16 protein-coding genes and 1 riboswitch are annotated in these 17,511 nt (G+C 50.1%); of the genes, 6 read left to right on the top strand and 10 right to left on the bottom strand.

Annotated features, from left to right (window positions below):
* Positions 1 to 2: 2 nt before the first annotated feature.
* Positions 3 to 902 carry a lipid kinase YegS gene (yegS, locus tag FDW94_RS09705; protein ID WP_048215937.1) on the top strand — a complete coding sequence of 300 codons (900 nt, stop codon included), beginning with the start codon at positions 3 to 5 and terminating at the stop codon, positions 900 to 902.
* 20 nt (positions 903 to 922) lie between these two features.
* Here the strand turns inward: yegS and fbaB are convergent, their stop codons facing one another.
* Positions 923 to 1,975 (bottom strand): class I fructose-bisphosphate aldolase, encoded by a 1,053-nt coding sequence (gene fbaB / locus FDW94_RS09700; protein WP_137377501.1) that lies wholly within the window; start codon positions 1,973 to 1,975, stop codon positions 923 to 925.
* 252 nt (positions 1,976 to 2,227) lie between these two features.
* On the opposite strand from fbaB, the gene FDW94_RS09695 reads away from it, so the two are divergent.
* From FDW94_RS09695 to FDW94_RS09685, 3 genes are read left to right on the top strand one after another with little or no spacing between them, the layout of a single operon-like run.
* Positions 2,228 to 3,505 carry a nucleoside permease gene (locus tag FDW94_RS09695; protein WP_071444791.1) on the top strand — a complete coding sequence of 426 codons (1,278 nt, stop codon included), beginning with the start codon at positions 2,228 to 2,230 and terminating at the stop codon, positions 3,503 to 3,505.
* Positions 3,502 to 4,506 carry an ADP-ribosylglycohydrolase family protein gene (locus tag FDW94_RS09690; protein ID WP_137377500.1) on the top strand — a complete coding sequence of 335 codons (1,005 nt, stop codon included), beginning with the start codon at positions 3,502 to 3,504 and terminating at the stop codon, positions 4,504 to 4,506. The genes FDW94_RS09695 and FDW94_RS09690 overlap by 4 nt, the downstream gene beginning before the upstream one ends.
* A complete protein-coding gene (locus tag FDW94_RS09685) occupies positions 4,503 to 5,468 on the top strand; it encodes a PfkB family carbohydrate kinase (RefSeq protein ID WP_137377499.1) in 966 nt (321 codons plus the stop codon). The genes FDW94_RS09690 and FDW94_RS09685 overlap by 4 nt, the downstream gene beginning before the upstream one ends.
* Here FDW94_RS09685 and FDW94_RS09680 read toward each other — a convergent pair.
* Genes FDW94_RS09680 through thiM form a run of 3 tightly spaced genes read right to left on the bottom strand, consistent with a single transcriptional unit; the run spans position 5,442 to position 7,816 of the window.
* Positions 5,442 to 6,188 (bottom strand): GntR family transcriptional regulator, encoded by a 747-nt coding sequence (locus tag FDW94_RS09680; RefSeq protein WP_008785236.1) that lies wholly within the window; start codon positions 6,186 to 6,188, stop codon positions 5,442 to 5,444. The two genes, FDW94_RS09685 and FDW94_RS09680, sit on opposite strands and share 27 nt — an antisense overlap.
* A 42-nt stretch (positions 6,189 to 6,230) precedes the next feature.
* Complete coding sequence (thiD, locus tag FDW94_RS09675) at positions 6,231 to 7,031, bottom strand: bifunctional hydroxymethylpyrimidine kinase/phosphomethylpyrimidine kinase (protein ID WP_048234945.1); 801 nt, start codon at positions 7,029 to 7,031, stop codon at positions 6,231 to 6,233.
* The gene (thiM, locus tag FDW94_RS09670; RefSeq protein ID WP_137377498.1) at positions 7,028 to 7,816 is read right to left on the bottom strand and encodes a hydroxyethylthiazole kinase; all 789 of its coding nucleotides are present in this window, start codon (positions 7,814 to 7,816) and stop codon (positions 7,028 to 7,030) included. The genes thiD and thiM overlap by 4 nt, the downstream gene beginning before the upstream one ends.
* A 31-nt stretch (positions 7,817 to 7,847) precedes the next feature.
* Positions 7,848 to 7,944, bottom strand: a riboswitch (TPP riboswitch).
* A 234-nt stretch (positions 7,945 to 8,178) separates the two neighbouring features.
* Between thiM and FDW94_RS09665 the strand changes: the two genes are divergently transcribed.
* Positions 8,179 to 8,511, top strand: coding sequence for an RcnB family protein (locus tag FDW94_RS09665; RefSeq protein WP_003834436.1), 333 nt, complete (start codon positions 8,179 to 8,181; stop codon positions 8,509 to 8,511).
* Between the two features lie 50 nt (positions 8,512 to 8,561).
* On the opposite strand, the gene FDW94_RS09660 is transcribed toward FDW94_RS09665, so the two are convergent.
* The 6 genes from FDW94_RS09660 to apbC all read right to left on the bottom strand — a co-directional run bounded on the left by FDW94_RS09660 (position 8,562) and on the right by apbC (position 15,320).
* Complete coding sequence (locus tag FDW94_RS09660; protein WP_137377497.1) at positions 8,562 to 9,584, bottom strand: fimbrial protein; 1,023 nt, start codon at positions 9,582 to 9,584, stop codon at positions 8,562 to 8,564.
* An 11-nt stretch (positions 9,585 to 9,595) separates the two neighbouring features.
* Entirely contained in the window at positions 9,596 to 12,082 is a 2,487-nt protein-coding gene (locus tag FDW94_RS09655; protein ID WP_137377496.1) for a fimbrial biogenesis outer membrane usher protein, read from the bottom strand.
* Between the two features lie 13 nt (positions 12,083 to 12,095).
* Positions 12,096 to 12,776, bottom strand: a complete 681-nt coding sequence (locus FDW94_RS09650; RefSeq protein ID WP_137377495.1) for a fimbrial assembly chaperone — start codon at positions 12,774 to 12,776, stop codon at positions 12,096 to 12,098.
* Between the two features lie 63 nt (positions 12,777 to 12,839).
* On the bottom strand, positions 12,840 to 13,379 hold the full coding sequence (gene yehD / locus FDW94_RS09645) for a fimbrial protein YehD (RefSeq protein WP_137377494.1): 540 nt from the start codon (positions 13,377 to 13,379) through the stop codon (positions 12,840 to 12,842).
* A gap of 284 nt (positions 13,380 to 13,663) precedes the next feature.
* Positions 13,664 to 13,945 carry a DUF2574 family protein gene (locus tag FDW94_RS09640; RefSeq protein WP_103285542.1) on the bottom strand — a complete coding sequence of 94 codons (282 nt, stop codon included), beginning with the start codon at positions 13,943 to 13,945 and terminating at the stop codon, positions 13,664 to 13,666.
* A 265-nt stretch (positions 13,946 to 14,210) separates the two neighbouring features.
* Entirely contained in the window at positions 14,211 to 15,320 is a 1,110-nt protein-coding gene (gene apbC, locus FDW94_RS09635) for an iron-sulfur cluster carrier protein ApbC (protein WP_003027343.1), read from the bottom strand.
* A 164-nt stretch (positions 15,321 to 15,484) separates the two neighbouring features.
* Between apbC and metG the strand changes: the two genes are divergently transcribed.
* On the top strand, positions 15,485 to 17,511 hold a 2,027-nt coding region (gene metG, locus FDW94_RS09630), incomplete at its 3' end, for a methionine--tRNA ligase (RefSeq protein WP_170974231.1).

The raw sequence follows: 17,511 nt of genomic DNA, 5'->3' as shown, positions 1-17,511 counted from the left end.
GGATGATAGCGTTCCCTGCCAGTTTACTGATCCTCAATGGAAAAAGTGCTGATAATCTCCCCCTGCGTGATGCCATTGCGAAGCTTCGCGATGAAGGCGTGGAAATCCATGTTCGCGTGACCTGGGAAAAAGGCGATGCCCAACGCTACGTTGATGAAGCTCGTCAGCTAGGCGTTGCTACGGTGATAGCCGGCGGCGGTGACGGCACCATCAACGAAGTTTCGACAGCGCTGATTCAGTCGCAGGGTGGCAATATTCCAGCGCTGGGTATTTTACCGTTGGGAACGGCGAATGACTTTGCCACCAGCGTTGGTATACCCGATGACCTTGATAAGGCGTTAAAGCTGGCTATCGCTGCAAATGCGACTGCAATCGATATGGTGCAGGTCAACGATAAAACCTGTTTTATCAACATGGCGACCGGCGGGTTTGGCACTCGCATCACCACCGAAACGCCGGAAAAACTCAAGGCCGCACTGGGCGGTGTATCGTATTTTATTCACGGATTAATGCGCATGGATACGCTCAAGCCCGACATCTGTGACATTCGTGGGGAGGATTTTCACTGGCAGGGTAAGGCGCTGGTGATTGGTATCGGTAACGGTCGCCAGGCCGGTGGTGGGCAACAACTTTGCCCGACGGCGCTGATCAACGACGGCCTGCTGCAACTGCGCATTTTTACCGGCGAAGAACTACTGCCAGGACTGCTTTCGGCGTTAACGCAATCCGAAGACAACCCTAACATTATTGACGGCGCATCGTCGTGGTTTGATATCCGCGCCCCACACGAAATTACCTTTAATCTCGATGGTGAACCACTCAGCGGACAAGAGTTTCATATTGAAATCCTGCCCGCTGCGCTACGTTGCAGACTGCCACCGGGTTGTCCGCTATTGCGCTAACCCAACGACAATCCGAGGGATCAGGCAATAGTGACTTTGCTGTCCAGATAAACGTCCTGTACGGCGTTAATCAACTTAACGCCGTCGGCCATGGTTTTCTTGAACGCTTTACGCCCCAGAATCAGCCCCATACCACCCGCACGTTTGTTAATAACCGCCGTACGCACTGCATCGCTCAGGTCGGTGTCGCCGCCGGCCGCCCCGCCAGAGTTAATTAACCCGGCACGTCCCATATAACAGTTCGCCAGTTGGTAACGCACCAGGTCAATTGGATTCTCGCTGGTCAACTTGGTATAGATGCGATCGTCGGTGTAGCCAAAATTAACAGCTTTATACCCGCCGTTATTTTCCGCCATTTTCTGCTTAACGATATCCGCTCCGATAGTGGCAGCCAGATGGTTAGCCTGCCCGGTAAGATCGGCGGAAACATGGTAATCCACGCCATCTTTTTTAAACGCGGAGTTACGCAGATACGCCCACAGCACGGTAACCATACCCAACTCATGGGCGCGCTCAAACGCTGCTGAAATCTCTTCAATCTGGCGGCGAGATTCCTCAGAACCGAAATAGATAGTTGCCCCTACCGCAACCGCACCCATATTGAACGCCTGCTCTACGCTGGCATACAGCGTCTGGTCAAAGGTATTCGGATAGCTGAGCGTTTCGTTGTGGTTAATTTTAACGAGGAACGGGATACGGTGCGCGTAGCGGCGGGAGACAGAAGCCAGCACACCGTAAGTTGATGCCACGCAGTTGCACCCTGCTTCGATAGCCAACTCCACAATATTCTTCGGATCAAAGTACAGCGGGTTAGCGGCAAACGAAGCCCCAGCAGAATGCTCTACCCCCTGATCCACCGGTAGGATTGAAAGATACCCTGTCCCGGCAAGCCGCCCCGTGTTATACAGCGTCTGCATATTACGCAGCACGGCAGGCGGCCGGTTGTTATCCACCATTACGCGATCAACGTAATCATGTCCAGGCAGGTAAAGTTGGTCAGAAGGAATGGTCATACAACGATGCTGTAAAAGGCTGTCGGCATCTTTGCCAAGCAACTGCGCAATATCAGTCATAGCTATGCTCCCGTAAGTTCCGGTTTAAAACCGGAATATGGATTGTCCTGACCCGCCTTTTTGCGGGCAGCATTAAGCCTGGTACCGACTGCGCTTTTTTTCCATCTTTAGCGCACTTTTCAGCAACTTCTGCTGGCTCGATTCAGGAAAAAATAATGTTAAGACGGTCAAAGTTTAATCTCAAAGGTATTTTAAAGGTATTATTGAATGGTACTATCAGCGCGTACCTTACCTGTCATGAAGGATTTAAAGATGAAAACTACAGTTAAGCTGTCGTTCATGATGTTTGTAGAGTGGTTTATCTGGGGCGCCTGGTTTGTACCACTGTGGCTGTGGCTGAGTAAAAGTGGCTTTAGTGCCGGAGAGATCGGCTGGTCCTACGCCTGCACAGCCATTGCGGCGATCCTGTCGCCCATTCTGGTCGGTTCAATCACTGACCGCTTTTTCTCCGCGCAAAAAGTGCTGGCGGTGTTGATGTTCGTCGGCGCTATTCTGATGTACTTCGCCGCCCAGCAAACCACCTTTAGCGGATTCTTCCCTCTGTTACTGGCCTATTCGTTGACCTATATGCCGACGATTGCGCTGACCAACAGTATTGCTTTTGCCAACGTACCGGATGTTGAACGTGATTTCCCGCGCATCCGCGTGATGGGGACCATTGGCTGGATTGCCTCCGGTTTGGCCTGCGGTTTCTTACCGCAAATGCTTGGCTATAACGACATCTCACCGACCAATATTCCCCTGCTTATCACTGCCGGAAGCTCCGCATTGTTAGGCGTTTTTGCCTTCTTTTTACCGGATACGCCGCCAAAAAGTACCGGCAAAATGGATTTCAAAGTTATGCTGGGTCTGGATGCGCTGATCCTGCTCCGCGATAAGAACTTCCTCGTCTTCTTCTTTTGCTCTTTCCTGTTTGCGATGCCACTGGCGTTCTATTACATCTTTGCCAACGGTTACCTGACAGAAGTCGGTATGAAAAACGCCACCGGCTGGATGACACTGGGCCAATTCTCTGAAATCTTCTTCATGCTGGCGCTACCGTTTTTCACCAAACGCTTTGGCATTAAAAAGGTATTGTTGCTTGGTCTTATTACTGCGGCGATCCGCTACGGATTTTTCGTTTACGGCGGTGCGGAAGAATATTTCACTTACGCCCTGCTGTTTCTCGGCATTCTGCTGCACGGCGTCAGTTACGACTTCTATTACGTCACGGCTTACATCTATGTCGATAAAAAAGCGCCGGTCCACATGCGCACCGCAGCTCAAGGGCTTATCACCCTCTGCTGTCAGGGGTTCGGCAGCCTGCTCGGTTACCGTCTGGGCGGCGTAATGATGGAAAAAATGTTTGCTTATCAGGAACCGGTTAATGGTCTCACCTTTAACTGGGCTGGCATGTGGGGATTTGGCGCGGTCATGATTGCCGTCATTGCCGTGATGTTTATGGTTTTCTTTCGCGAATCAGACAAAGAAATCACCGCCATTAAGGTGGACGATCGCGATGTAGCGTTGAAACAAGGGGAAGTAAAATGAAAGCAGAACGTATTCTCGGTGCTCTTTATGGGCAGGCGTTAGGGGATGCGATGGGCATGCCGTCGGAACTGTGGCCAAGAACCCGGGTAAAAGCACACTTCGGTTGGATCGACCGTTTTTTGCCCGGCCCTGCGGAAAATAATGCCGCCTGCTATTTTAACCAGGCGGAGTTCACTGATGACACGTCCATGGCACTATGTCTGGCAGATGCCCTGCTTGAGTGCGACGGCGAAATTGTGCCAGACGTTATTGGTCGCAATATTCTGGCCTGGGCCGAGCAGTTTGATGCCTTTAATAAAAACGTGCTCGGCCCGACCTCGAAAATTGCGTTGAAAGCTATTCGTGACGGTAAACCGGTCGCCGAACTTGAAAACAACGGCGTGACCAATGGCGCGGCAATGCGCGTTTCCCCGCTGGGATGCCTGCTGCCCGCCCGCGATCTTGATGCCTTTATCGATGATGTGGCACTGGCCTCCAGCCCAACGCATAAATCGGATCTGGCTATCGCGGGAGCCGTTGTCGTCGCGTGGGCGGTATCGCGCGCCATCGACGGAGGAAAATGGTCAGAGATTGTCGACGCGCTACCTGCCATTGCCCTGCATGCGCAGCAAAAACGAATCACCACCTTTAGCGCATCGCTTTGTGCACGCCTTGAACTGGCGCTGAAAATCGTCCGTAACGCCGATGGCATCGAGTCCGCCAGCGAGCAGTTGTATCAGGTTGTGGGGGCAGGAACCAGCACCATTGAGTCCGTTCCTTGCGCTATCGCTATGGTTGAGCTGGCACAGACCGATCCTAACCGCTGCGCCATTTTGTGCGCTAACCTCGGCGGCGATACCGACACCATCGGGGCGATGGCAACCGCCATTTGTGGTGCATTACACGGCGTGAGCGCGATCAACCCAGCATTGAAGCAGGAGTTGGACGCGGTGAATCAGCTGGACTTTACCCACTACGCCAACGGGTTAATGCGACTGCGCGAGCAGCGGGAGGCGCTATGAGCAACACGCATCTGCAACAACTTCTCTCGCAATTACGTACACAGCGGCCAGTAACGGTGGTGGGTGCGGCGGTGATTGATGTCATTGCCGATGCGTATGCCCTCCCCTGGCGCGGCTGTGACATCGAGCTCAAGCAGCAAGGTGTTAACGTTGGCGGCTGCGCACTCAATATCGCCGTCACGCTTAAGCGTTTAGGTATCGATGCCTGCAATGCTCTACCACTGGGTCAGGGAGTGTGGGCCGACATTATCCGCAACCGGATGACAAAAGAGGGACTGCATAGCCTGATCGACAATGCCGAAGGCGATAACGGTTGGTGTCTGGCGCTGGTGGAGCCGGATGGCGAGCGTACCTTTATGTCTTTTAGCGGCGTTGAGAATCAGTGGAATGCCGCCTGGCTGGCACAGCTGGATATCCCACGTCATAGCTTGGTGTATTTTTCGGGTTATCAGCTAGCGTCCCCGTGCGGTGAGTTGCTGGTGCAGTGGCTGGAAGGTCTGGAAGAGGTGACACCATTTATCGATTTTGGCCCGCGCATCGGCGACATTCCCGAGCCCTTACTGGCAAGAATTATGGCCTGTCGTCCGCTGGTTTCCCTCAATCGCCAGGAGGCGGAAATTGCTGCCGAGCGGTTTGCATTAAGTCAGGATGTGGAAGGTTTTGGCGCAGAATGGGTGCAGCGTTTCACCGCACCGGTGGTCGTGCGGCACGATAAAGACGGCGCATGGTATTTCACCGCACAGACATCCGGCTGCGTACCGGCATTTGCAACGGCGGTCGTTGATACTATCGGCGCAGGTGACAGCCACGCTGGCGGCATGCTGGCTGGGCTGGCGTCTGGCTGGACGCTGGCCGACTCAGTGCTGTTAGGTAACGCGGTGGCGTCCTGGGTAGTTGGGCATCGCGGCGGCGATTGCGCCCCGTCACGCGAGGAGCTACTCCTCGCACACAAAAACGTATAGATCACTACGACAGTAACTGATGCTGTATTCAATAGGCCGTTGCTGCTGGTCAAGCGCTACCTGCTTGATCACCAGTACCGGCACTTTGCTATCCATTTGAATGTGCGCCTGGAACTCTGCGTCAGGCATTCTGGCGCTAACACGTGAGCGCGTACGCTGCGGGAAAATATGCTGGCTACGAAAATAGTCATACAGCGAAACACCGATGGCATCCACGTCATGAATTAGATGTGCGGGTACCCAGGACTCTTCAATAGAGACTGCGTCTTCGTCAACGTAACGAATGCGTTTGAGCAGGAAGACATCACTCCCTGCGACAACAGCCAACTGCTGTGCCACCTCTTCCGGGCAAGGCACAATTCTTTTGTTAACCCACAACGTATCCGGTTTTTTACCGCGCAACACCACCTGCTGAGAAAAACCGCGCGCTTCTTTAAGCGAATACTCGAAGATATTGTTAATTTGCGTTCCGTAACCGCGGGCACGTGTTACTACACCTTCTTCTTCCAGGGCCTGCATCGCCTTACGTACCGTAATCCGAGAAACGCCGGTCAACTGGCTGAGGTCGCGCTCGCCGGGCAGGATATTGCCGTGCTCCAGGATCCCACTGCGCACAGCATTCTTCACCGTCTGCGCAAATTTCATATACAGCGGCGTGTTATCCGCCGCTGAAATACGTTCATTCAGTTGTGCGATAAGCTGGGTATGCGCTTGTTCCATTTATCTTTTTCCTGGCCGCCGTTTCTGCAGCCAGTATACCCATTACCACCACGCGTGGAAATGATGCACCGGACCGATTCCTTCGCCAACTTCCAGCGTGTCGGCCTGTGCCAACGCCGCTGAAAGCCACAGTTTGGCTTCCTGTACGGTATCGGCCCAGTTGTTATGGCGCGGACGCAGGGCTGCCAACGCCGCCGATAGCGTACAACCGGTGCCATGGGTATTTTTGGTCATCACCCTTGGTGCGGTAAAACGCTGCTCACCATCGCGCGTAAAGAGCCAGTCGGGGCTTTGTGCATCATCCAGATGACCGCCCTTCATCAACACTGCCTCGCAGCCCAGCGCCCGTAGCGCCCTTCCCTGCTCTAACATCTCCTGCTCAGTCTGCGCATGCGATGCCCCGAGCAGTGCAGCAGCTTCGGGTAAATTAGGGGTGATAATCGAAACCTGCGGCAGCAAACGGGTACGCAACGTTTCTACCGCCGAGGGCGACAGCAACGGATCGCCGCTTTTCGCCAACATCACCGTGTCCAGCACCACATTTTGTACCCGATGGCGACGTAAACGTTCGGCGACAGCTTCGACAATGTCCGTCTCCGCCAACATACCGATTTTAGTCGTATCAATACGCACATCATTGAACACAGAGTCCAACTGCGCGGCGACAAAATCAGGTTCAATGCGATACACCGACTGCACCCCACGCGTATTTTGCGCCACCAACGCCGTGATAACGGAACAGCCGTAAGCGCCCAGCGCCGAGAAGGTTTTTAAATCAGCCTGAATACCCGCGCCACCGCTTGGATCGGTTCCGGCGATCGTTAATGCGTTAATCCGTTTCATGCTTGCTCCTGGGCGTTCAGGTTATAGAGGGCGTCGAGAAATGCCGGGACAAAGCTGCCCGGTCCGTTTGATTGTTGTGTGGCTATTTGCCCGGCCTGTTTCATCCAGCTACAGGCGGAGGCGACGTTATCAAGTCGGTCACCACGTAAAGCGCAACTGGCCGCAACAACCGCTGATAGCGCGCATCCGGTGCCCACCACACGAGTCATCAACGGGTCACCACCGTCTACGCGGATAGTACGCTGACCATCGGTGACGTAATCCACTTCGCCGGTAACCACGACAATGGTCCCAATCTGACGAGCCAGCGCCTGCGCTGCCGGAAGCGCAGCGACAGCCGTATCGGTTGTATCCACGCCGCGTCCCCCACCGTTCATGCCGGCCAGAGCAAGTATTTCCGAAGCGTTGCCACGAATAGCCGCAGGCTGTAGTGACAATAATTCCAGGCAGAAGCGGCGGCGAAACTCAAGCGCGCCTACGGCAACGGGATCGAGCGTCCACGGGGTTTTAGCATGATGAACCTGCTCAACTGCGGCACGCATCGCCGTGGCCCGTTCCCGAGTTAAGGTGCCGACATTAACCAGCAATGCACTGGCAATAGCGGCGAATTGGCTGGCTTCCTCAGGCTCGATCACCATCGCAGGCGATGCGCCCAGCGCCAGTAACGTATTGGCAGTAAAGCTTTGCACGACCTCATTGGTCATACAGTGTGTGAGCGGGGATAAGGTTCTAAATTGGTGCAAAGTGTGAGCCGCGAGCGCGCGGCTGTGCAGGTCAGGCTGCATGGTTCAGCTCCTGCCCGCGCGAAGAAGGGACACGAGCAGTGTCAGACTTCCCTACGCTGGCATTATCCAGATCAGGTGGTACGGGTATTTCTCAGCCTTCACCAGGAAGGGCACCCCGAGTCGTTGAAACGCAAATGTAATATGTTGGTTTCAGCAACAGGATACTGTCTGTGCTTAACGATGTAAATTGGCGCACTCCCCACTCCCGCAGTGAAACTACTGGTCAAGGTTGCTGCAATTCTGTACTTTCATTTACACTTTTTACGAAATGACTGGAGTGATCACAAAATAGTGCTTGTCAGACATCCTGTATGCCAAGAATGATACATGACTGATTTTGATGACCCGAAGAGGTAGAGAGGATGGGTATGAAGAATAAAATGTTGCTGGGTGCACTTCTGCTTGCAAGCAGCGTCGTCTGGGCCGCACCAGCTGCAACAGCTGCCCCCACCGGTATCGATAAGTATGAACTGAGCAGCTTTATTGCTGACTTCACCCATTTCAAACCCGGTGACAAGGTTCCACCACTGTATCTCACCGAAGAATACACCATTAAACAGTGGAATCTGCGCAACCTGCCCGCGCCGACGGCAGGCACCCACTGGACCTACATGGGCGGCGCGTATGTACTGGTCAATGATGCCGATGCTAAGATCATTAAAGCCTACGACGGCGAGATTTTTTATCATCGGTAATAAAACAAAAACACGTACTTTCAGCAAGAAAGTACGTGAAATACCCGCAATTAGTCATAAGATACTGCAAATATCACTTTACTTTGTACCTCACCGGGCCGTAACGATTCACCTGTTACGCGAATATATTTCGCAGTGATAGGGAAAGTGTACTGATTGTTGATTGTTTCCAGTTTAGTAATTCTGTTCATCAGAGTATCCCCCAGTTTTAGGGGAGTAGTCGCGGTGCCGTTATATATCTGGAACCCTACTCCTTTTGCGCCATTCGTTAGCGTATTTTTTAGTATTTTCCCGCTTTCATCCCAGTCACCTCTCGCCACCTTAAAACTAACGGGATTGGTGGTAACGTTATATATACTTTCACAATTCAGTATCAGATTTGTGGAACCTGATTTAGTATTAGTTGCCGCATTCATTTCGTTTAACGTTGTATCGGGCATTTTAATTTCGTATATTGCCTGTGAAAAACGGCAGGTTGTTGGTATGTGCTTGACGGTAAACGTAATATTTTGTGAATAAGATACGTTGCTGTTAAATTTCCCTCCAATCCAACAGACAATCCATGACCATAGGCTGCTATTACAGGTATTATCAGTTAATATACTAATAGCGGGACGTCCAAGGTTTATCGTATTGCCACTGGCTATCGTCAGATCAGCAGTACCAGATCTGACATAAGATGCCTCGATAACGAATGGTCTCGGGTTAATAACTTCTTGTGTTTTATACTCTTTGGGCGTTGAGTTATATTGACCATCATTGCCTGTTGCAACAGGGAATCCGCTTCCGGTCAGTTTTAACTTCATAAAGATAGATTTTGTTGCACCGGGTTCTTTAAGTTCAATAATATAGTCTTGTAATGGCGTTGCGTAATACATTTTATCAGTTGACGCATTACATGAAAATGTATCATTCAGGTTAGTATTGAACGCTACAGTAACTACAGAACCAACTGTTGCTGATGTCATATCAAGTTCTACAGTTTGCTGTGCGGTCGTATTCGTCCCTAGGGTACATTTAGCCTGACCCCAAAAAGAGAATGCCAATAAAAGCAAAAACATATATTTTTTCATAAACCAATCCCTTAGCGGCAAATATAGACTTTGTTCTCATCAATCGCCTTATCAAAGGTAATCGTGCAGAACTGTCCCTGCTGTTTATTAACTGCAACGCGTACCGAAGCGGGAATATCGTTGGTACGAACAAATAACCGGCTACCCTGGCCCACCAGGCCAACATTATTGCCAAGTTCATCTTCCACTTCATAACCAAACGATAACGGAGATCCGTCCGGACGCTCAGCAATGAAGAACCAGGGTTTACGCCGATCGGTTTCAAACTCCGTCATCACAACCGCGCCACGATAAGGCACTGCGCCTTTGCGATTGCCAAGCAAGGCGACATCGCTATTACTGTCGGAAAGATCCAGCACCAGCATATTCTCACGATACGGCGTCAAACTGTCGTAAACCGCGTAACCTTTGCTGTTGGTTGTTAAATAACGATGCCCCTGCACAGCTGCCCCCTGCAATCCAGGCGCTTTGATAATGGCGAATGTATCTGAAAGCCGAGGAGCTAACGCGACACCATCTGACCATACCACTAAACCCCCCTGAATATTGCCGCTGACCTGTTGATACTTATTAGATTGGCTGTAACTACCGCCTACAGTAGCAACCGGCGCGCGCCATACCAGGCTACCGCCCGCCGTTGTCTCATTCCCCTGCCGTTGGTGACTAAGGTTGGCGCCATAGCTGAATTGATCGCGATTCCCCGCCACCCCGCTTAAGCTGGTGTTGTTCGATTGATAACCATCGTCATCAAACGTCGTTGAGTTAGAGACAAACAGATCGCGTCGAGGAGTGGAAATACCGTCACCCCACGAGAACGGGATGGAGATATACAGGTTAAAACGTTTATCCTCGTGGTTGTCCTCATCATAGGTCTGGCTGACGGACAAGGTATAGCTGACACGCTGCCAGGCGTTCGAGTAGCTCAGCTGATAATCTTTGCCGGTTCCACTGCGCTGCCAATAGTCTCGCCACAGGCCGCTGACGGCCAGGGATCCCCAGTTTTCGGGTAATATTTGATTGATATTTAGCGAAAAGCTGTTCTTTCGTCCAAAGTCGTTTTGATAGTAGTCCGCAACGTCATAAACATCATTTTCATCACGATCATAGTGATTTTTGTTATTCGCCCATACGTAGTCATTAAAGGTACGATAATCCCGCGAGGAATAACGATAAGCTGCCAGCGCGAACTGCGTTCCAGTCTGTGTGACATATTTGTTCCACGCAATCTGATAGCTCTGACCATCAAAAACATCGCCATTATCCTGCTCGCTGTGCGATCGCGTGGCATCTATTGATACCGCGCCAATGGGTGTATTCCAACCGGTCCCGAGTACAAATGAGTTATAGTTTTGTGACAGCATTGTGCCGCCATAAACCGTAAGCAGATTGTTCAGACCATACTGATAGCTGCCTTGTAGGAAATCATACTGATTGCCTGCCCCCTCAATATGACTGCGCCCTGCAGCAAAATCATATTTCGATACGCCCGACTGCAGCATATTTGGCACGGATGAATATGGCACCAGATAATGAGATATTGAACCATCCGCTTCTTTCACGCTCACATCTAAATCCGCACCGCCGCCAGCGAGCTGTAGATCATCAATAGCAAATGGGCCAGGTGGAACTTCTTTCTGGTAAATAACAAAGCCGTTTTGTTCGATGGTTACCAGCGCGTTGCTCTGGGCGATCCCACGTACTACAGGGGTAAAGTTCTGTTTTGAGTTCGGTAACATTTGCATATCGCGCCAGATACGCACACCACGAAAACGTACCGCATCAAAGATATCCGACCCGGTGTACATATCCCCGGTACGTAGCGTGCCAAGTATTTGCGGGATACCACGCTCCATATATAGCGTATTGCTCTTCCAATTGCCGCTGCCCTCATTGCCTTTCGTGTAGTTAGCATTTGAGTGCAACTGCCACCCTAGCAAGTTCAACCCGCTATTCAGGTTCACATAGCTACTTTTATCATCACCACCGTGTTTATAGCTACTGTAATACTGACTGGCGTAATAAGAGGTATAAAAAGCATTAACCCCGCGATCCCAGGTTTCAGGCGGCATATATCCCGGTTCATATTCAACCACAAATGCCTGAGGCACGCTTAAATTCAGAATAAATTGCCCAATATCATAACCAATACTGCCGCCCTGCACTGCTTCACGTAACGGCACACAATCTTCTTTTTTATCAGTTTTAATGTTATTGGTACGAATACCAATTTGCTGTAATTGCACCCAGGATAAACATGTCGCATCAGGATCGGCTTTGACATTGATATCGTATCGACCACGCCACTGATTGTTAAGATAAACATCCATTTCATATATGCCCGGCATTGGCTTATCACCATCAATTTGATAGCGAGAGATTTTCTCACCGTTCAAACCGCCGATCATAAAGTGGGTATCAAATGTGTCTTCTTCAGCCCATGCGGATGAAGTGACTAACACCGACATGATTGCCAGTGTAATAGAATTTATCTTTGACATAATCAGTCCTTGACTATCTTTTCATTTTTATTTTTTCACTTAAGTAGTTTCCGTGATCATCAATAAGAGTGACCTTGTAATGATTAACAACAGCAGTAGTGATAAGTTTTTTATCTGACCACGGAGCAAGTAACACTGTCTCACTGTTTATTTTAGAGTTACCTACTAATTCAGGAATAGTTATCCAGTTGGCTGAATTATTTTTAATATTAATACCATCACTGACATACCTGACACTTAAGCGAGAAAAGCTTTTTTCATCCACACCAGTAAGACCCTGCGGACGATAAATAAATTTGATGCGATTCTGCATAGCAAATTTAATCATATTCTTACCTTCAAATTCCGCAGAATTAGGAGGAATATCCAGCACATTAAGAAAAAAAAGGCTTTCACGATCTTTCGGCAGCGTGTTTGCCAGTAGCTTAATTTTCAGCTGTTGACCAGAACCTCCGCTGACCTTAGCCACTGGAGGGGTCATCACGAATGGCACCTGGATTTTTTCTGGTGGCAGGCTGGTGTCTCCGTCATCTATCCAGGATTGGACAAGCGAGCTGCGGTTGCCTTCATTCATTAACTGAACGGTAATTTCTTTTTTCTGTGCCGGATAAATTACACGGGTGCCGTAAATGTAAATGCCCCCCCACGCAGGCATTACCGTACCGACCAGCAATAATGCGAGTATTTTTTTCATTATAATTATCCTTACTGCGGGAATAATCGGCGGCAAGGGCCGCCGACAAACAGGATAGTAATCTTAATCTGTAACAACGGTCATCGTCAGCGAAGAGGCCACGTCACCAGCGGTGACAGCGGCGGCACCAATTCTTGCATAACGTGCGCTAAAGTTGAGCGTATATTTATTGTCTGAAGTTTTAGTTAACTCAATACCTGTATCGGGGTTAACCTGTTTAGTAAAGTCATCACCATAGTAAACGGAGAAGCCAGCACCATTATTTGCGGCAGTATTTCGTGTAATATATTTATTAGAACTATCAAATTGAGAACTGGAGAAAGTAATTTTCGGTGCTTTATCCCCCGTACATTCAACAGTTAATGGCACAGTAGTCTTATTTGAATATCCTTCATAAACACCTCCAGCACCTAAGTTATTTAATCTGTCAGCACCAATTTGGTTCATGCCGATGGTTGCAGTGGTATCACCCGTAAATTTACAGGTTGTTCCAACCACCTTACCAGTAATAATCAGTTCACCCTGGTCAGAATCAGCAGCAAACGCCCCGGCACTCATAAATACAGCAGACAATACAGCAGCAGAAATAATTGAACGTTTCATAGCATCTTCCTTAATAAAATAATTTCTATTTGTTAAGAGGGTTAACTCTTGAATTTAAATTCGCACATCAGAAACGTTGCCGCAATGTGAACGCGTTGTTTTGTTGATTTAAAACAAGTTACGAATTGCAATATAATTGCAACAAATAAGTGAAGCTAAACACTATTTATACATTTAATAAATTAGCGTTATTAATTGTCGATTTTTATTTGTTAGGGAAATAAAAAAGCACTCATCATTCATATAAATGATGAGTGCTTAATATCAACACTGAGATTCTTAGTCTAATCGTAACGGTTTAACACTATCTGTCGCAGAGAATCCCCTGGTACAGAAACGATCTCGGTCACGACGCCCTTCGCTGGAACAGGATCCACATGACTAACATTTGAAAGATGAAGAGATTGACCGCATTTCTGTTGAACGTTGTTATTCACGACGTCAGCACTACAGGTTGGTTCAACGACTCGCCCACTGATTGTTAAGGTCGCAGTATCGGAAGCGAAGGTAGGGGCGCTCATTCCATAAGTCAGAGCTATAATTCCCATCAGTAAACTTTTTTTCATTTTAATCGTTATTCCTGTGGTTAGCATCAAATAGCATACAGAGGACCTGTTCAGCAGATTATGGGCATAACACCCTGTTTGAACCAATTGAAATTGTAGATTAATGAGATAGATTTGATCAATTATAATGATGCATCGAGGTGATTTATTCGGAAAAAGGCATGAATTATAAACGCAGAGTGAACAATATCGTAAGATTTTTAAATTTAATATATTCACCGCATCAATAATACATTGATGCGGTGAATATCTGTAACGCTATAAATTACACCGCGCGGAAGGCAATCTCGCCCGGAATAACCTCTCCCTGCCAGTAGAGCTGTGCAGCCACTCGTCCTGCCAGGTCGCGGTAAATAGCAGTAAATTCGCTATCAGGACGGCTAATCACCGTCGGCGTACCACGATCGAGGTCCTCACGCAGAGAAATATGCAGTGGCATCTGTCCCAGCAGTTGAGTGTGATACTGCTCAGCCAACTTCTGTGCCCCACCGGTACCAAAGATCGGTTCATGGTGACCGCAGTTGCTGCAAATATGCATACTCATATTCTCAACAATACCCAGTACCGGCACTTCGACTTTTTCGAACATCACGATGCCCTTTTTCGCATCGATCAGCGCGATGTCCTGCGGCGTAGTGACAACAACTGCGCCCGTTACCGGAATGTTCTGCGCCAGCGTCAGCTGGATGTCACCGGTGCCCGGCGGCATATCCAGTACCAGATAATCAAGATCCGGCCATAAGGTTTCCTGCAACATCTGCAGCAGCGCTTTGCTGGCCATCGGGCCGCGCCATACCATCGCGTTATCGTCAGTGACCAGATAACCAATGGAGTTCGTTGCCAGACCATGAGACATGATCGGTGCCATGTGGGTACCATCTGGCGAGGTTGGACGCTGGTTTTCCGCGCCAAGCATTGTCGGGATAGACGGACCATAAATATCGGCGTCCAGAATCCCTACCTTCGCCCCTTCTGCAGCCAGCGCCAGCGCCAGGTTCACGGCAGTAGAGGATTTACCCACGCCACCTTTACCTGAACTGACGGCGATGATGTTTTTCACACCATTAATACCCGGCTGGTTTTTCACGCGTTTCAGCGTCGCGATGTTATGCGACAGTTTCCAGTCGATCGCTTTCGCACCGGTAATACGCAGCAGATCGGCGCTACATTGCTCTTTTAAGTCCTCAAACGCGCTATGCCAGACAAACGGCATGACCAGCTCAACGTGCAACGTGTCATCCATCCAGGCGACGTGGTGCAACGCTTTAAGCGTCGTCAGATTATGCTTCAGGGTTGAATGCTGAAAATTCGCCAGCGTCCCGGCAACCATGGCGCGCAGGGTCTCTGGTGATTTGGCCTGGGATTGTGCGTTCATCCCGACTCCTTTTTGTTGTTCTGAATATACAATAGTCACCAGGTAGTTTACTCCAACCGCAACAATTATTCATTTACGGATAAATGCCCTTATCGCTTGGCGCAGTAATTACCATTTTGGTACTATCAAAGCCCTTTTCACTACAAAAGAAGTAATTGCCCACTATGACTCAAGTCGCGAAGAAAATTCTGGTAACGTGCGCGCTGCCGTACGCCAACGGCTCAATCCACCTCGGCCATATGCTGGAGCACATCCAGGCTGATGTCTGGGTCCGTTACCAGCGAATGCGCGGCCACCAGGTTAACTTCATCTGCGCGGACGACGCACACGGTACGCCAATCATGCTGAAAGCACAGCAGCTTGGGATCACGCCAGAGCAGATGATCGGTGAAATGAGTCAGGAGCATCAGACTGATTTTGCAGGTTTTGACATCAGCTATGACAACTACCACTCAACGCACAGCGAAGAGAACCGTGAGTTGTCTGAGCTGATTTATACTCGCCTGAAGGAGAACGGTTTTATTAAGAACCGTACAATCTCCCAGCTTTACGATCCGGAAAAAGGCATGTTCCTGCCGGACCGTTTCGTTAAAGGCACCTGCCCGAAATGTAAGTCTCCGGATCAGTACGGCGATAACTGTGAAGTCTGCGGCGCAACCTACAGCCCGACCGAACTTATCGAGCCGAAATCCGTCGTGTCTGGCGCAACGCCGGTGATGCGTGACTCCGAACACTTCTTCTTTGATCTGCCGTCATTTAGCGAAATGCTGCAGGCGTGGACGCGCAGCGGCGCGTTACAGGAGCAGGTCGCCAACAAAATGCAGGAATGGTTCGAATCCGGCCTGCAACAGTGGGATATCTCTCGCGATTCCCCGTACTTCGGTTTTGAAATCCCGAATGCGCCTGGCAAGTACTTCTATGTCTGGCTGGACGCGCCAATTGGCTATATGGGTTCATTCAAAAACCTGTGCGATAAGCGCGGTGACACCACCAGTTTTGACGAGTACTGGAAGAAAGATTCTGACGCCGAGTTGTATCACTTCATCGGTAAGGATATCGTTTACTTCCACAGCCTGTTCTGGCCTGCCATGCTGGAAGGCAGCAACTTCCGTAAGCCGACCAACCTGTTTGTACACGGTTATGTGACGGTGAACGGCGCGAAGATGTCCAAATCTCGCGGCACCTTCATTAAGGCCAGCACCTGGCTGAAGCACTTCGATGCCGACAGCCTGCGCTATTACTACACCGCGAAGCTTTCTTCACGTATTGATGACATCGACCTGAACCTGGAAGACTTTGTCCAGCGCGTTAACGCCGATATCGTCAACAAAGTAGTCAACCTGGCATCCCGTAACGCCGGCTTTATTGCTAAGCGTTTTGACGGCGTTCTGGCGAATGAACTGGCCGACCCGGCGCTGTATAAAACCTTCACCGACGCCGCAGTGGTGATTGGCGAAGCATGGGAAAGCCGTGAATTTGGTAAAGCTATCCGTGAAATCATGGCGCTGGCCGACGTGGCAAACCGCTACGTTGACGAACAGGCACCGTGGGTCGTGGCTAAACAGGAAGGCCGCGATGCCGACCTGCAGGCGATCTGCTCCATGGGTATCAACCTGTTCCGCGTGCTGATGACTTACCTGAAACCGGTTCTGCCAACGCTTGCTGAACGTGTTGAAGTTTTCCTGAACAGCGAACTGAGCTGGGATGCCATTGAACAGCCACTGCTCGGCCACAAGGTCAACACCTTTAAAGCGCTGTACAATCGCATCGACATGAAACAAGTTGAAGCGCTGGTTGAGGCGTCGAAAGAAGAAGTGAAAGCAGCTGCAGCACCGGTTACCGGCCCGCTGGCTGATGACCCGATTCAGGAAACCATCACCTTTGACGATTTCGCCAAAGTTGACCTGCGTGTAGCGCTGATTGAAAACGCCGAATTCGTGGAAGGTTCCGACAAACTGCTGCGTCTGACGCTGGATCTCGGTGGTGAGAAACGTAACGTCTTCTCTGGTATTCGTTCTGCGTATCCAGATCCGCAGGTCCTGATTGGCCGCCAGACCATTATGGTTGCCAACCTGGCACCACGTAAGATGCGCTTCGGCATTTCCGAAGGGATGGTGATGGCTGCAGGTCCTGGCGGGAAAGATATCTTCCTGTTAAGCCCGGACGAAGGTGCAAAACCAGGCCAACAGGT

This window comes from Citrobacter sp. wls757 (assembly GCF_005280935.1).
In the GTDB taxonomy this organism is placed as follows: domain Bacteria; phylum Pseudomonadota; class Gammaproteobacteria; order Enterobacterales; family Enterobacteriaceae; genus Citrobacter; species Citrobacter portucalensis.
The sequence above is the reverse complement of the archived record's forward strand: the minus strand, read 5'-3'. Positions and strand labels throughout refer to the sequence as shown.

What these genes read in the sequence shown, in the direction of transcription:
- FDW94_RS09690 (WP_137377500.1), top strand. Translation starts at nt 3,502, where the DNA reads ATGAAAGCAGAACGTATTCTCGGTGCTCTTTATGGGCAGGCGTTAGGG.
- thiM (WP_137377498.1), bottom strand. Translation starts at nt 7,816, where the DNA reads ATGCAGCCTGACCTGCACAGCCGCGCGCTCGCGGCTCACACTTTGCAC.
- FDW94_RS09695 (WP_071444791.1), top strand. Translation starts at nt 2,228, where the DNA reads ATGAAAACTACAGTTAAGCTGTCGTTCATGATGTTTGTAGAGTGGTTT.
- yehD (WP_137377494.1), bottom strand. Translation starts at nt 13,379, where the DNA reads ATGAAACGTTCAATTATTTCTGCTGCTGTATTGTCTGCTGTATTTATG.
- yegS (WP_048215937.1), top strand. Translation starts at nt 3, where the DNA reads ATGATAGCGTTCCCTGCCAGTTTACTGATCCTCAATGGAAAAAGTGCT.
- FDW94_RS09650 (WP_137377495.1), bottom strand. Translation starts at nt 12,776, where the DNA reads ATGAAAAAAATACTCGCATTATTGCTGGTCGGTACGGTAATGCCTGCG.
- fbaB (WP_137377501.1), bottom strand. Translation starts at nt 1,975, where the DNA reads ATGACTGATATTGCGCAGTTGCTTGGCAAAGATGCCGACAGCCTTTTA.
- FDW94_RS09685 (WP_137377499.1), top strand. Translation starts at nt 4,503, where the DNA reads ATGAGCAACACGCATCTGCAACAACTTCTCTCGCAATTACGTACACAG.
- apbC (WP_003027343.1), bottom strand. Translation starts at nt 15,320, where the DNA reads ATGAACGCACAATCCCAGGCCAAATCACCAGAGACCCTGCGCGCCATG.
- FDW94_RS09640 (WP_103285542.1), bottom strand. Translation starts at nt 13,945, where the DNA reads ATGAAAAAAAGTTTACTGATGGGAATTATAGCTCTGACTTATGGAATG.
- FDW94_RS09665 (WP_003834436.1), top strand. Translation starts at nt 8,179, where the DNA reads ATGGGTATGAAGAATAAAATGTTGCTGGGTGCACTTCTGCTTGCAAGC.
- FDW94_RS09680 (WP_008785236.1), bottom strand. Translation starts at nt 6,188, where the DNA reads ATGGAACAAGCGCATACCCAGCTTATCGCACAACTGAATGAACGTATT.
- FDW94_RS09660 (WP_137377497.1), bottom strand. Translation starts at nt 9,584, where the DNA reads ATGAAAAAATATATGTTTTTGCTTTTATTGGCATTCTCTTTTTGGGGT.
- FDW94_RS09655 (WP_137377496.1), bottom strand. Translation starts at nt 12,082, where the DNA reads ATGTCAAAGATAAATTCTATTACACTGGCAATCATGTCGGTGTTAGTC.
- thiD (WP_048234945.1), bottom strand. Translation starts at nt 7,031, where the DNA reads ATGAAACGGATTAACGCATTAACGATCGCCGGAACCGATCCAAGCGGT.